General features: G+C 43.9%; 11 protein-coding genes. All 11 read left to right on the top strand.

Annotation, left to right across the window (positions count from 1 at the left end; translation table 11 throughout):
* Positions 1-227: 227 nt before the first annotated feature.
* The 11 genes from G5B00_RS01685 to G5B00_RS01635 all read left to right on the top strand — a co-directional run bounded on the left by G5B00_RS01685 (position 228) and on the right by G5B00_RS01635 (position 14,838).
* Complete coding sequence (locus G5B00_RS01685; RefSeq protein WP_163871506.1) at positions 228-1,457, top strand: ROK family protein; 1,230 nt, start codon at positions 228-230, stop codon at positions 1,455-1,457.
* 249 nt (positions 1,458-1,706) lie between these two features.
* Positions 1,707-2,300: an RNA polymerase sigma factor gene (locus G5B00_RS01680; protein ID WP_163871505.1), complete on the top strand. Its 594-nt coding sequence runs from the start codon at positions 1,707-1,709 to the stop codon at positions 2,298-2,300.
* A gap of 46 nt (positions 2,301-2,346) precedes the next feature.
* Positions 2,347-3,546, top strand: a complete 1,200-nt coding sequence (locus tag G5B00_RS01675) for a FecR family protein (RefSeq protein WP_163871504.1) — start codon at positions 2,347-2,349, stop codon at positions 3,544-3,546.
* Between the two features lie 85 nt (positions 3,547-3,631).
* Positions 3,632-7,054, top strand: a complete 3,423-nt coding sequence (locus G5B00_RS01670) for a TonB-dependent receptor (protein ID WP_163871503.1) — start codon at positions 3,632-3,634, stop codon at positions 7,052-7,054.
* Positions 7,055-7,059: 5 nt separating this feature from the next.
* A complete protein-coding gene (locus G5B00_RS01665; RefSeq protein WP_163871502.1) occupies positions 7,060-8,472 on the top strand; it encodes a RagB/SusD family nutrient uptake outer membrane protein in 1,413 nt (470 codons plus the stop codon).
* Between the two features lie 177 nt (positions 8,473-8,649).
* Positions 8,650-9,705, top strand: a complete 1,056-nt coding sequence (locus G5B00_RS01660) for a hypothetical protein (protein ID WP_163871501.1) — start codon at positions 8,650-8,652, stop codon at positions 9,703-9,705.
* A 17-nt stretch (positions 9,706-9,722) separates the two neighbouring features.
* Positions 9,723-11,045 (top strand): hypothetical protein, encoded by a 1,323-nt coding sequence (locus G5B00_RS01655; RefSeq protein WP_163871500.1) that lies wholly within the window; start codon positions 9,723-9,725, stop codon positions 11,043-11,045.
* Positions 11,046-11,055: 10 nt separating this feature from the next.
* Positions 11,056-12,273: a hypothetical protein gene (locus tag G5B00_RS01650; RefSeq protein ID WP_163871499.1), complete on the top strand. Its 1,218-nt coding sequence runs from the start codon at positions 11,056-11,058 to the stop codon at positions 12,271-12,273.
* A gap of 10 nt (positions 12,274-12,283) precedes the next feature.
* A complete protein-coding gene (locus G5B00_RS01645; protein ID WP_163871498.1) occupies positions 12,284-12,892 on the top strand; it encodes a hypothetical protein in 609 nt (202 codons plus the stop codon).
* A 53-nt stretch (positions 12,893-12,945) separates the two neighbouring features.
* Entirely contained in the window at positions 12,946-14,145 is a 1,200-nt protein-coding gene (locus G5B00_RS01640; RefSeq protein ID WP_163871497.1) for a serine hydrolase domain-containing protein, read from the top strand.
* Between the two features lie 57 nt (positions 14,146-14,202).
* Complete coding sequence (locus G5B00_RS01635; RefSeq protein ID WP_163871496.1) at positions 14,203-14,838, top strand: hypothetical protein; 636 nt, start codon at positions 14,203-14,205, stop codon at positions 14,836-14,838.
* The last annotated feature ends 2 nt before the right edge of the window (positions 14,839-14,840 follow it).

Genomic DNA, 14,840 nt, shown 5'->3' with positions numbered 1-14,840 from the left:
GCAGGAAATATTGCTCAATTTTATTAAATAAAATCATCAAAACAAAATTAGTTTTTAAAAAAATTTAATAATTATTTTATCTGTTGATTACTTTGGGCCGAATGGGGTTTTAAAAAAGATTTAATAATGCTGGGCTTTTAAAGTGCCTATTTTGCATGGAGTAGTCCATATAAGTAACTTTTTGCTATATTTAACCGCTTCATTAATAAAGTTTTTTATTTAACAAAATGAGTTCAAACTTCCTTACCGATCTGCACAATGCCAATATCAGCGGCGTAGCCTATAAAAATATTAGGCTGAAGAAAAAGATATTGGCTTATTTTGCCGTCCATGAGCTGGGTACTATTGCTGAGCTAAGTAAAGAATTTAACGTCAGTATTCCCAAGATTAACGAATCCATCAATGAATTGATCGAAGAAAGCCTAGTAAAGGATTATGGCAAACAGACATCAAATGTAGGAAGAAAGCCTAATAACTATGGCTTAGAAGCAAACTCGGCATTTTTCATCGGTGCGCAGGTCAGTCACGACTATATCTCGATCGCCATGATCAATATGAAAAAAGAACTGGTAGCCAGCAAAGATGAAATTCCCTTCCAATTGGAAAACAGCGAGCAGTCCCTGCACGACATCTGTAAAGAAATAAAAGATTTTATCTCAAAGCTCCATATCAAACGGGAAAAAATATTAGGGATCGGTATCAATCTGTCGGGAAGAATAAATTACAGAACCGGGTATTCGTACAGTTATTTCAATTTTTACGAAGATCCCTTGTCCAATTTTTTCGAACAGGAACTCGGTATACACACCTTTCTTGAGAACGATACCAAAGCCCTTTCGTATGGCGAGTTTTCAAGCGGTATCGTGACCAACGAAAAAGATGCGTTATTCATCAATGTCGACAATGGAATAGGTCTAGGCATTATGATCAATGGACAATTGTATTATGGCAAATCCGGGTTTTCGGGAGAATTTGGCCATATCCCCATATTCGACAACGATATTATCTGCAAGTGTGGCAAGAAGGGCTGTCTGGAAACGGAAGCCTCTGGCCATGCACTGCGAAAAAGAATAATAGAAGCAATCGAAACCGGTGCAACCAGTATTCTTACTAAGAAATTCAGCACCATCGAAGACATTCGTCTGAATGATATCATCCATGCGGCAAAGAGAGACGATACCCTGTGCATCGAAGCCATTAATGAAATCGGAGAAAAGCTGGGACGTGGGCTAGCAGCCCTTATCAATATTTTCAATCCCGAGCTGATCATCATCGGAGGAGTGTTGGCTAAGTCTGAGGAGTACTTGAGTCTGCCCCTGAAGAATTCTATCAACAAATATTCGCTGTCTATTGTCAACAAAGACACCAAAATCGTTATATCCACCCATGGCGAAAAATATGCACCCATAGGCGCTTGTCTATTGTTAAGAGACAGGCTGTTGGCGATCACAGAATAGCGATTTCCAAAGTCTAGTAAGTCACCACGACGATAAGACTTTGGAAGTCTTGATTTATGTCTTTTCAGTCTTTCCTCTTGTCTAAATCCTTTGGGAATGCCCAAAAATAAATTGGTAAATAAAAAATAAAATCAGATATTAGACGATAATTCTATACAAAACTAACTCATGATTTATAGCTTATTTCGTTGATCGTACTTGTAAGTGAGCTAAATACAGATCCTAGAAAGAAAGATTTTTATAAGGTAAATGATAGCATTAGACACCTTTTCCGATGAAGAATTATTTGAACTTGTCAAAGAGGGGAGCAGGGGTGCCTATGAAGAAATTTACCATCGCTTTAAGGGCGTATTGTATGCGCACGCCTATAGAATGCTTGGTGATCGGGAAGAAGTCAGGGACCTGATTCAGGAAGTATTTGTGGCTTTATGGTCAAAAAAAGATTCGCTCTTTATTAAAAATATATCGGCCTATTTGTATTCTTCTGTCCGAAATCGGGTCATCGACAGGATGTCTAGACAGAAGAGCAAAAATAAATATTTAGACTCCATGGCATTTTATGTGGAGCATTATAGCTATCAGGTGCCCGACCGTATTCTTTATGAAAAGGAACTCAGGTCGCTCATAGAAGCCGAGGTAAATGCCCTTCCTGAGCGGATGCGGTTGGTTTTTGAGATGAGTCGGAAAGAACACTTGTCCCACAAAGAAATCAGCGAAAAACTCGGCATATCCGAAACTACCGTACGAAAACAAGTCAATAATGCCTTGAAAATCCTACGTTCGAGGTTTAAAAATAGAGATTCTTTCATTTTTTTTCTTTTTATCTACTCCCTACCGTATTGATGTCCGTCTTGCATATGGAAGTTCGGCAGAACTGACATGACTAGACATGAAAAAGCACCAATTTAATAGACTTCTTAAACGGTATAAGCAAGGTAAAGCCTCCGGTGAGGAAAAGGCTCTTGTAGAAGGATGGTATAATTACCATGCTGGTCTTGAGCGCGTGTCTCTACCGGAAGAAGGGATTTTGGAAGAAGACCTGCAACAGATATGGCAACATATCGCGGCCGAAGATATTCCTGTACAAAAGATAAAATGGGCCAAATGGTCGGTAGCGGCTTCTGTAGCTGTATTCCTGATGCTCTCTACTTTATCGACAATCTATTTCAGCAATCTATTTAAAGAAAAAAAACCAGGGACCGCTGCGCCTTCATATCCCTTGTTTATGCTCAATGACCCCAAGCAACAGGGGATAGGGATGTATGATGCCTATGTGCAGCTTGGTTCGGGAGCAATGATCAATCTAGACAGTGTAAAGTCCGGCAAAGCATTCTCCTACGATAAGATCAATCTCAGTAAAGAGGAGGATGGTACAATCGTGTACAAGCCTGAAGTCAATAAGTGGGATGAGCTGAACGCAAGCCGTCATATGCATACGATCCATGTGCCGAAAGCAAAACAATCTAAATTGGTGCTGTCGGATGGTACTAAAGTATGGCTCAATTCGGAGTCTTCGATTTCTTTTCCAGAAGTGTTTGCCTGGAACGAACGGCATGTAGAGGTCAGTGGCGAAGTGTATTTTGAGGTTACCAGGGATGTTTCCAGACCTTTTTATGTCAAGACGAAAGATGCAGTGGTCAAGGTGCTTGGTACGAGCTTTAATGTGAGTGCCTATCCGGATGAACACATATCTACGGCTACGCTGGTCACAGGGTCAGTAACTGTGTTTGCTCCCACTGAAGATGGCGAGGAGAGGCCTGCAACAAGCAGGACGCTGGTACCTGGCCAGCAATGGGCGATAAACAAGCACAACCATAAGATTTCTCTTCAAACCGTTGATCTGGAAGATATCGTGGCATGGAAAGAAGGGCTGATCTCATTTACGAATCTTGATCTCAAGTCCATTATGAAGAAGGCGGCCCGGTGGTATGATGTGGAAGTGGAATATGAATCGTACAATCACACTAGAAGGTTTACCGGAGGTATCTCCTCCCGAACGACATTGGAAGAGTTTATCAAGATTATGGGCCTTTATCAGGTCAAAATAGAGCGGGAGGGAGATAGACGGCTTATCGTGAGTGGTAAATAGTGTCGATTGTTTAGCTTTTCCATAGGCTAAAACTTTGGAAAAGCTAAAAGGAATAGAGTAGTAAATAACACCTAAATTATAAAGTATGCAGATTACTTTTGTGAATCGGCCAAATCGTTTGGCACATTATGAAAAGAAGGGAAATCCATATTCACGTTGGTTTCCGTTACGATTACGGGTCATTACATGGTTATTGGTCACGTCAATTTCGTACGCTGCGGCGAATACTTTGTTTGCCCAACAGTTGAATTTAAAATTAGAGAAGGTTTCGTTGCAGCACGCGCTGAACGAGGTCAAGAAACAGAGCAAGTACATCAACTGGTATGAAGGTGGAGCAATCGTGTCGGATGTCCCTGTGACCATCAATGCCAAAAATATATCCCTAAAGCATGCGTTGAGCAAAATCTTCGATGGACAACCCTATACGTACAACATCGTGGGAGAAACGATTGTTGTCAAGCGGAAGAAAGAAGATGTGCCTGCTATAGCTGCAGCATCTCCGTTGCAAGAGATCATTACGGTCGAAGGTAGGGTAAGACTGGCTGGCAAGCAGGCGGATGCAAGCCATGCGGGTATCAGCGTACGTGAAAGAGGAAGTAGTTCTTCGGCTATCACGGACAAAGACGGAAATTTTAAGATAAGGGTGCGCAAAAATGCTGCTTTGATCTTCACGATGTTAGGGTACAGTACCCGGGAAGTCAATATCGGTGTAGTCGACAAGATTGACATCGAACTACAGGAGGAACTAAGCAAACTCGATGAAGTCGTTGTGACTGGCTATACGGTACAGGAACGACGGGAAATAACCGGGGCCATATCGCAGATCAAAGCGAAAGATATTGAAAGTATGCCGATCCAGACTTTCGACCAAGCGATGCAAGGACGTATGGCTGGAGTAAATGTTTCTTCGGCAACGGGTGTTCCGGGTGGGGCAGTTCGTGTACAGATTCGTGGCGAAGGTTCCATTTCCGCAGGCAATGATCCACTATATATTGTAGATGGGATTCCAGTCAACTCGGAAGATGCAAGTACGGTCACGTCCAGCAACCCCCTGTCTTTTTTGAACCCCAAGGACATCGAATCTATTGAAGTGTTGAAGGATGCCGCAGCGGCGTCTATCTATGGTGCACAGGCGGCCAATGGAGTCGTGCTGATCACGACCAAAAGTGGGGCAGCTGGTCCTACAGTAGTCAATGTAGAGTATAACCAAGGGCTGGTGACCCCCATGCCGTTGATCGAAACCATGAATACCCAACAGTTTATTCAAGGAAGGATGGAGGCCAAGCGGAATTATTATCCCGAATATTCCTATGAACAGGTTCGTAGTGAAGTGCTGAATGAATTACAGTTGCCTATAGGTATGACAGATGCCGAAATTATGGCGTTGCCTAGCTACGATTGGCAGAGTGCTGCCTTCAGGAACGGCCTTTCTAGTGTACTGAACCTGTCGGCACAGGGAGGAGCACAGCGTACCACCTTTCGTGTCGCAGCATCTTATGAAAATAACCAAGGAAGCGTAGTTGGGACGAAATTTCAACGCGGAACCGCCAGTCTTCGACTCAATCATCAGGTAAATAGTAGATTATCTTTTCGTGCCGATGCCGATCTGACTATGCTAAAACAAGAAGGTGCGATAGGTACGAGTGGTTCATATCTATATCTGTCTTCTCCACAATATAGTGCACCGTTGATGTTGCCTTTCCTTTCTATTTATAATAGCGATGGATCGTATAACTTGAATCCTCAAGGATTTCCGGGTACTTTTAGATATCATGCTATTGCCGCTGCTGATATGAATGACTACATCGGCAAGACCAACACGCTATTGGCGAGGTTACGAGCTGATTATAAAATTAAGAAAAATCTTAATTTGAGATCGTATATAGGTGTCCATTACTCCGTCAATGTCGATAACCAATTTCAGGACCCAAGAACGAATGAGGCGCAAGGTAGGCGAGGTATATTGACCATCAATCAACGTTATCCGGTTTCTTTTACAACCACACATCATCTGACCTATAACAAGACTTTTGCGAAGTACCATAAGGTTACGGCGCTAGGAGGATTGGAATATAGAACCTATTCTACCGAAACTTTTAGGGTGCAAGGGGATGGTTTTCCAAGCTATCGCTTTCGCACGTTGCAGTCAGCCTCTACGATCAATAGTGCAACGGGTTCCTATACGGCTGTACGACGTATGGGGGTATTTGGGCAGGTCAACTATAACTACCGAAACAGGTACATGTTGAGTGGGATTCTACGTTATGACGGGTCTTCACGTTTTGGCGATAATCATCTATTTGGATGGTTTCCGGCGATTTCCGGTGGGTGGGATGCTGCCCAAGAGGATTTCTTGAAAAGTGTACAGTGGCTCAATCAGCTTAAGCTACGGGTAGGGTATGGCGAGACTGGAAACGACCGGATCGGAAACTTTACGGCCCGCTCGCTGTACGGTACGACCCAGTACGATGGGCAGGGAGGTACTGTACCCACTCGATTGGGTAATGATGACCTGAGATGGGAGCGCAATACGACGACCAATATTGGCCTCGATTACTCTATGCTGAACAGGAGAATCTATGGTAGCGTAGAAGTATATCGAAGGATTAGCAAGGATTTGCTGCTGACACAGCCTATTCCATGGGTCAGTGGCTATGCAGAGATCAGCCGCAACGTAGGTGAAGTGAAAAACGAGGGGATAGAATTTGAAATCAATGTCAATCCGGTACGTTCTTCCCGTTTTAACTGGACCTCCGGATTCAATATCAGCTTTATCAAAAATCGTGTGACCAAACTGTACGGAGATCTGGCCTCATTGCCGGGTAGGGCTTCAATTAGGGTAGGTTATTCCTTACATACGAATTTCTTAAATCAGTATGCCGGAGTCAATTCGGCCACCGGACGACCGATGTGGTATGCTGCTGACGGAAGCTACAGCTACAGGCCGGGTGCACAGGGATCCGAAAGTTATACGCTGCGCGACAGAGGCAATAGATTGTCCGATTATTATGGCGGTTGGAACAACAACTTTAAGTATAAATCTTTCCAGTTGGATGTGCTCTTGCATTACGATATGGGGAGAGAGCTGTACAACAATATGGCACGTATCATGTCCCGAAAAGGAGATGTATTGGTCAATGGCGCGGTGTGGTATTATGACAACCGTTGGACTGCACCCGGACAGATCACGTCGGTACCCCGTCCGATAGACGGTGCTACAGAACTTAATGCGCTGGCTGCAGATGGATCTTCCACACGCTTTTTGGAGGATGCTTCGTATATCCGTTTGAAGCATATAAACTTCTCCTACGATATTCCATCTAGTTTTGCCAGTAGGCTGAAAATATCTAATGCACGGGTGTTTTTTCAGGCATTGAATGTGATGACCTGGACCAAATGGACGGGATACGACCCGGAGTTTTACATCGATGAAAGCAATTTTGAATCCAATGCCGGTATCGTACCACAAACGAGAACATACAATTTAGGAGTCCAATTTAAATTCTAAAAGAAATGAAGATATATAGTTTTTTAATCTTATTGCTGTGGTTCACTTTAGGATTGGTATCCTGTAAAAAAGCAATACAGGTCGACCCCAAACAATCCATTCCTTCCTGGACTGCTCTGGAGACGATGGAAGATATTCAGGCGGGAGTATTCGGTGTATATGCCACCTTGCGCGATGTCAATCTCTATGGTAGGGATCTGATAGCTGTTGCCGAAGCATTGGCAGACAATGCGGTGCATACAAACGTCAGTGGTCTGCGTAATGAGTGGAACAATAATCTAGGGGCGCATTTAGACCCTTGGGAGGTGGGTTTTTATGGTGTCAATCGAGCTAATTTGGTGCTGGACGCCATAGATCGTATCGATGCTCCGGCGTCCTGGAAAGACGCGTGGGCCGGTCAGGTACATTTTATACGGGCATTGTTGTACTTCAATATGTCGACGGTGTATGGCTATGACCCCACGGCCATCATAGGAGCCAATGACCGAGGGACGGTCCCTATTTACGAAAAAGGAGTAATCGATATCAATGACCTTGTACTCGTCGGGCGGGCTCCGATCGCCTATATGTATGATTTTATTTACAAAGATTTGGATAGTGCCTATGCCAAGTTATCTCGCAACGCGGTAGGAGAGAGACCGCACCGTGTCACACTGGATGCGGTTAATGCACTCTATTCCAGGGTAGCGCTGTTCAGGGGAGATTATGAGACTGTGGTGGACAAAGCAAATGAAGCTTTGGCGAATGTGGGTAACTCTTTTCAGACAAACGAATCCTATATCAATGCTTGGAGAGCAGAAACCCATCCGGAGTCAATATTCGAAATCAAATTCAATGTCAACGAAAACGTGGGGGCGAATAACTCCCTACGTGCTACATTTACGACGCGTGCCTTTTTACAGGATCAGATTCCCTCTACGCACGGCAGTCTTGCAGTACACGATGACTTAATGGACTTGTATACAAATGATGATGTAAGGAGGGGTTTGATAATCAAGGGGCTGGGTAATAATGTCAATCGTAACGAGATGACTAAATTTATGAGTCGTGGAGGTGTGAAGGATCTAGACAATGTACCGGTGATAAGGGTGTCCGAACTGTACTTGAACCGTGCAGAGGCTTATTTTCGTTTGGATGAACCTGGGCTTGCACGAGATGATGTAAATACGATCAGGCAGAGGGCCGGATTGGCGGCTACGACAAAATCAGGATCAGATTTGTTTGAGGAAATCTTGTTGCAGCGTAGATTGGAATTTGCATTCGAAGGACACCGTTGGTTTGATCTGAAAAGGTTGGGCCGTAACGTCGTCAAGTCTGGAAGAACATTACCATTTACGGATCCACGAATCCTGGCCAGAATTCCTTTTCGTGAGGTCAATGCATCGGAAGGAATGATCAGACAGAACAGAGGGTATTAGATGATAGATATTAGATGAAAGACAAAAGATATTAGATAAGATGAAACCTGCATAAATTGCCATAAACAAAAGTATATGAACTAAGCGTAGCGATCTCTTGAACGCCGATAAAAACAAACAAATGGTGAAAAATAATTTATGCAAGCTTCATTGCCGTTAAAAAACAAATTTATTCGAATGAAAAAGATTATTATCATATTAATGGGGGTGTTCATGTTGACCTCATGTTTCAAGGATTACAACGAGGACTTCCTGATCACGCAGAAAACCGTCGAGTTTGAAGATGCGGTCGTCAATTCCAATGCGACGGGAAGAAACTATCCTGTATTGGGACATATTTTTGAGTTGCATGGCGTAGTATCCTACCGTGTCAATATGTTCGGTGAGCAGTCTGCCGTGCCGCAGCAAATAGCCTATCGCATCGTGGACGAACAGAGTACGGCCGTAGAGGGGCAGGACTTTAGGTTTGTGACCGGCAATAGCCTGACTGTATCGCCCCATTCCAGCTTTGGCTACTTACAGGTAGAAGTGTTGCCAACAATCGCAGGCAGCAAATTGTTGGTTGTCGAGTTGCTTGGAAACAGTGAAGTAGAGGTATCGCCCAATTATAGGATGATTGGTATTCCGATGAGTGATGCCGTACTGAAACCGGATCCGAATGTAGTGGTTGATCAAGGAGATTATCTACATATCACCGACTTGACACTTGGAGGGGATGCTAACCCGGATAAGGGCTGTTTCTTGGATATGCAGACCGGCAATATCTACAATTGGGAAGCTGCTGCACTATTTTCGGATAGAGCGACCATCGCTTATTTCCACTCGGGAAGTAACTTTGCCAACTTCGTTTTTCCGGGCTTGTCGAGCATGTCTACCGCATGGAATAGTTACTACAACCGTATCCGGAATTGGTCGGTCGCACCGACAGGTTCAGTGGTACGTTATACCGATATCCAACCTGCCGATAATGCGATCTTCGACAATATATCTTCTGCAAGTGACATTGAAACCGCTGTTTTGGATGCGCAGGCCAACGTCGGTACCAGGCATGGAGCAGCGGCCACCTATGGGCCCGGTGAGCGTGTCCGGTCATTGAAAACAGGGGATCTCGTATTTGTGTATTCATCCACGCACGATTTCTATGCCGTGGTACGGGTATTGGACGCTATACCGGATGGAAGTGTCCCCGGGGCAGAAAGAACAATGAGGTTTGAGTACAAGGTTCAAAAATAATGACTTAAATGGATGATATGATGAAGAAAATATTTTATATAGCCGCCTTGTTTGGGGCAACATGGATAGCCGGGATGATGCTATCCTGTGATAAAGATAAACAATTGCCCCCCGAAGATATCGTGGAGCGTGTGTTGCCACCCATTGAGGATGGGGATGACGGAACCGGAGGTGAAAATCCGAACGATCCAAAAGATTATGTCCATGCCGTGGCCTTTATGACGGCAGAAGATGCCGATATGAGGGGAAGCGGAATCGATCTGGCGACCGGACAGGTGTTTCGTGGACCGAATGCGCACAATTATTTGCATGCGGTGGATCTGCTCTATCTGGACTATGGCAATACGACCAAAGGCAACATTGCCCTGCCCGAGTCGAAAGAGTTGTCGGTCAATGTGTACGGTGAAGATGTACAGTATGGTTGGCGACATAAAAACTCGGGGGTACTTTACCGTCTGGAAGATGTGCAGCCACGGGATGTGGCATGGTTCAATGGGGCAAAGTCAGCCGCGCGGATCACTGCTGTAGTGGATTCCGTGATTTCGGTACTGTCGGCAGATCCCGACCAGCAAAAGCAACGGTACCGCAATGTACAAGGGGATGAGATATTCATCTTCAAATCCACGACGAGGAATATCTCCAGTATAATCTATGTCAGCCAACAGATGACAACCGGTACAGGCTCGCAATGTCGGTTGATTATCAAGAGCGATGCCACGCAATTGCAGGAAGTTGCTCCGGTGACCGGAGGGCTGTTGAATGCCAATGGAAACTATTATGCGGATGTGTTGACTGCGACCTTTAATCCTGCTACCAATGCAGAATTGTTCTTTGATTTTATGAAGAAAAAAGTTTATACCCGGACAGAATTAGAACAGTTGGAAGATTTTTCGGGGATCCACTTAATGTTTGCTTATAAATCCAGTAATAATTCCCATTATATCTACACGCCAACCAGTACATGGATGTATGGAGGAGCTGACAATAGTGCTAGTCATTATACTCCTGGTGACAGAACTCTCTATAACTATTTGAATGCTCCGGGAACGAAGGTGAGCACGATGTGGTTTTGGCGCATTGATAATCGTCCATCTCCCCAATATTCTACGTATACATTTGAACAATCGCGTCTAAACAATACGGCTTTGACTGAATATTATAATTATTGGCAGAATTTGGGATCTTGGGGATCAAATCTTATCAATCCCGCCACCAATTTGGTTTTCCGTATCCGTCATGACAATTCAAGTGGGGCATACGGTGCCTTTAAGATTTTGAATGTCAATAAGACTGCCGGAGAGGTCAGTATCGGTGTTAAATATTGGAATTCATTGGATTAATCTTAACATTATGAAGCATATCAAAATAAAATATTACGCTGTCTTCGCTTTCTTGGTATTGCTGACAGTATCCTGCGAAAAGGAGTTGGCCATTTCCGAGGACAGTATTGTCACAGAGTTTTTCAAGAGTGGGGATGATATCTCCAGGATTTATCTGAAACCGGGAGGCAGCGACAACAGCACCGGAGGCTATATGGATCTGCGGTCGGGTATCATATACACGTTCGAACAGATGGAAGAGCATTATCACGAAGTGGATCTGGCCTATACGTACGGCTCTGCTTCTGGCAACAATCTGTTGGCTATGGATGCAAAAAATGTCTCCTTTAGTCAGGTGGGCGAAGAAGTAGAACATGTCTTCCCCTACAAAAACAAAGGCGAATTGTATCTGTATACCAATGCGACAAGCGAAGATGTCAGTTGGTTTCAGGCTCTGTCCACTACCGCAGATGTGCGGCGGGGATATGATTCCTTGCTCAACGTATTGGCAATAAGGGAAGGTAGTGAAGTACAGCCGGTCAAAAGATTGGGCAATCTCAAAAAAGGAGATATCGTATTGTTTCACGGGATTAACCGCAAGATCAAGAGCCTTATTTATATAGAAAATATAGCGACATCCGCAAACGGAACGATGAACATGTTGGTCAAGTCGGATATGGGCGAGCAAATATACTTTCAGAAACCCGATCTTCCACTGAAAAATCCGGCACTAAAGGCAGATACCTTGGTGTTGGAGGTTAGCGCACCGAATACAGACGAAAACTATATCGACCTGTTCCGCAGAAAAGTGTATAAAGCTGAGGATCTGGAAAATGATGATGTATCGCAGATTACCTTGTTGCATGTTTTTGATGGCATAACGTCAAATTTCTATACGATGACCAGCAGTTATATAGGTTCTACTTACAGACCTGAGCTATGGAACTGGATCAACACACTTCCGGGAAGAAATGCGATGCACCTGTATCGTATAGATAACCATGCCAAGTACCTGCCCGGATATACTTTTGAGGATATCCGAAACAATAATGAAGCGCTTCAAGCATACGGCGACTATATTGGTGGCACGGGCTGGAATTCTCGTTATACAGGTTCTAGTATAGTTCCGGGCTTTGTGATGCGCATACGCAATGCTACCGATGAGACCCAAGGTTTTCTGAAGGTATTGGAGGTAGATAATAATACGGGGATGTGTAAGGTGGCGCTAAAATATGCACACGACGAATAATAGTTGGAGTATGAAAAAAATAATTTTGTGTATTCTTTTACTTTCCTTGAGTATAGCGCAGGCACAGGAGGTCTCCTTACGGACATACACGGCCAAGCTAACAGCTCAAAATGCTGATCCTGCCCGTAATTTTCTGGATCTGAAGTCCCGAAAGACGTTTGATTTGATCGGTGCGAGCTACGAACCGGAGCGTATAGATATGTTTGTACTGTTCGGTCGCAATACACGTGTCAATCTCATGCTTCCATCCAGCAACCGTATAGCATCTTTTGGTGAGCACTTCAAAGTCAATATACAAGAGGGTTGGGATGTCCAGAATAGGGGGGTACTCGTCAATGTGGGGAATGCAAAAGAAACGAAGGATAAGTTTTCTGCTTGCCGGACGTTGTCTGACTTGACATCATGGTATACGGAAGCAGAACAGAATGTCAAGAAAATTGAGAACTACCAGCATCGAAAAAATGGTCCGATCGATAACTTGATCCGTTTAGAAAAAGGGGATGTGATCCTATTTCGATCTGAAGACAGAAACTTTTACGCCATCGGTCTAGTGCAGCGAACGGAAGAGTCCCATCAGGGCAAGGTAGTCATTACGTGGAAGATACCCCGTAGTTTTTAGATGTCAATAAGAGAAATAAAAAGAATTAAAGCAATCTTTAAATCGATAGGATAATGAAAAAATATAATAAAATAATACTGTTTCTGATCTTGACTGGACAAATGGTTGTGTGGCAGGCTTGCAGTAGCGGTATAGAAGATGAACTCACAATCAAAAAGAACCCCGATCGATATGAGACATCGAATCCTGACCCTGATCCCGATCCCGAACCTAATCCCGATCCGGTTAAACCTTTACCAGAAGAGCTTGCCAGTATAGCACAGAGCAACGGTATACCGGGGGTGCAGATCGCTTATATCAAGGGTGATCAAGTGGACTCATATATCTATGGAGTGACAGATCTCAATTCGATGACTCCGCTGACGGAAGACCATGTTTTTCAAGCGGCTTCGGTAAGCAAGGCTGTGGCAGCCTATGTCTTCTTAAGGTTGTATGACAAAGGTGTATATGACTTGGATCGCCCGTTACATGAGTATTATTATTATGATCGTGTGGCAAGAGCCAACAATCCGAAGAACGGTCTCATTACAGCAAGACATGTTTTGGCTCATTTAACCGGATATCCCAATTGGGTAGGTACCGTACAGTCTACTGCGTGGTGGACGTCTATATTAGAACCTGGAGACAATTATACTCCTGGTGTAGATTATCGTTATTCTGGCGAAGGATTTACTTACCTGCAGGAAGTGTTGAAACATCTGACCGGAAAGAGTCTGCAACAAATGGCCTGGGAAGAGGTTTTTGAACCATTTGGAATGGTCAATACTTCGTTTGAATGGTTGCCATCTGTGTTTAGTGGGAAGAATACGCGAGGGCATAGAGTCATAGATGGAGCCTTAGCCGTCAGTGATGATCCTATGACCCGTTGGACGGGAAAGAATCCCAATAGTGCGTTTACGATGATTACTAACGCAAAGGATTTTACTAAATTTATGAAGAGAGGTCTCATGAAAGGCGAAGGACTCAGACCTGAAACCTATGCTCTTCTGACGACGATAGCTAGCTGGCCAGAAGGAATAAATGATCCACATCTGTCCCGTGGATTAGGCATGGTCATTCATAAGAATGAAAAAGGAACAAGTCTCTATCATAGTGGCAGTAATAGTGGATATTTGGCTTATTTTATCATGAATATCGATCAGGATGAAGGGGTAGTGGTATTTACGAACAGCAATCCCGCAGGCCGTGTGATGGGGGAAAATGCTTTTCCTTTTTTCCTAGGGGCGGATCAGACTTTTTATATGTTTGAGTAGTGGACATACAAACTAATTTTAATAGTAGATAAAAAATGAAAAGTAAGGAGCAGATATATGAGATTAATAAAAAGTGTATTGATGTTGGGCTTGGTTGTTTGGATGTTTGGAGCTGTATATGCGCAGAAGAGCGACCTCCGGGTATACACACTTACCGTACATTCCCAACGGAGTCCGCTGGGTGGTAATATGGTGGACTTGGACAAACGTCATGCTTATCCATTGGATGAAGCCGGCTACAACCCGAAGCGGATAGACTTTGGCTATATGTACGGGAGCAACACAGGCGGCAATTTGATGGTACCTGTTAGCCAAGGGTTTTTGACTTTCGGCAACCCTTTTAAAGATGCGCTGTTGTCTTGGGGAAACAATCGTAACAATGGCTATTTTATTAATATGGGTAACGATCAAAAAGCACAGGAAATCTTTAATACGTTACAATCTGCGGATTCTTTAGCGATACTGTATGAAAGATGGTTCGATAAAATTATGGAGGTGCCTAATTACGAGCCGAGCAAACATGGGCCGGGACAACGGGTTCGCAACATGACTATAGGTGATGTGCTGCTATTCCGTTCGGAAAATAAGGACACTTATCATATTTTTCGGATTACCAAGCTCGTGCTTAGCAATAATGGATTGATTGAGCTGGAGGTAAAATCGCCAAAGAACGTGAAGAAGAAAAGGAAGTAGAA

This window comes from Parapedobacter sp. SGR-10 (assembly GCF_011030405.1).
Lineage (GTDB): Bacteria > Bacteroidota > Bacteroidia > Sphingobacteriales > Sphingobacteriaceae > Sphingobacterium.
The sequence above is the reverse complement of the archived record's forward strand: the minus strand, read 5'-3'. Positions and strand labels throughout refer to the sequence as shown.

Excerpts from the sequence above, each read along its gene's own strand:
- G5B00_RS01685 (WP_163871506.1), top strand. The coding sequence starts at position 228 with ATGAGTTCAAACTTCCTTACCGATCTGCACAATGCCAATATCAGCGGC.
- G5B00_RS01680 (WP_163871505.1), top strand. The coding sequence starts at position 1,707 with ATGATAGCATTAGACACCTTTTCCGATGAAGAATTATTTGAACTTGTC.
- G5B00_RS01675 (WP_163871504.1), top strand. The coding sequence starts at position 2,347 with ATGAAAAAGCACCAATTTAATAGACTTCTTAAACGGTATAAGCAAGGT.
- G5B00_RS01670 (WP_163871503.1), top strand. The coding sequence starts at position 3,632 with ATGCAGATTACTTTTGTGAATCGGCCAAATCGTTTGGCACATTATGAA.
- G5B00_RS01665 (WP_163871502.1), top strand. The coding sequence starts at position 7,060 with ATGAAGATATATAGTTTTTTAATCTTATTGCTGTGGTTCACTTTAGGA.
- G5B00_RS01660 (WP_163871501.1), top strand. The coding sequence starts at position 8,650 with ATGAAAAAGATTATTATCATATTAATGGGGGTGTTCATGTTGACCTCA.
- G5B00_RS01655 (WP_163871500.1), top strand. The coding sequence starts at position 9,723 with ATGATGAAGAAAATATTTTATATAGCCGCCTTGTTTGGGGCAACATGG.
- G5B00_RS01650 (WP_163871499.1), top strand. The coding sequence starts at position 11,056 with ATGAAGCATATCAAAATAAAATATTACGCTGTCTTCGCTTTCTTGGTA.
- G5B00_RS01645 (WP_163871498.1), top strand. The coding sequence starts at position 12,284 with ATGAAAAAAATAATTTTGTGTATTCTTTTACTTTCCTTGAGTATAGCG.
- G5B00_RS01640 (WP_163871497.1), top strand. The coding sequence starts at position 12,946 with ATGAAAAAATATAATAAAATAATACTGTTTCTGATCTTGACTGGACAA.
- G5B00_RS01635 (WP_163871496.1), top strand. The coding sequence starts at position 14,203 with ATGAGATTAATAAAAAGTGTATTGATGTTGGGCTTGGTTGTTTGGATG.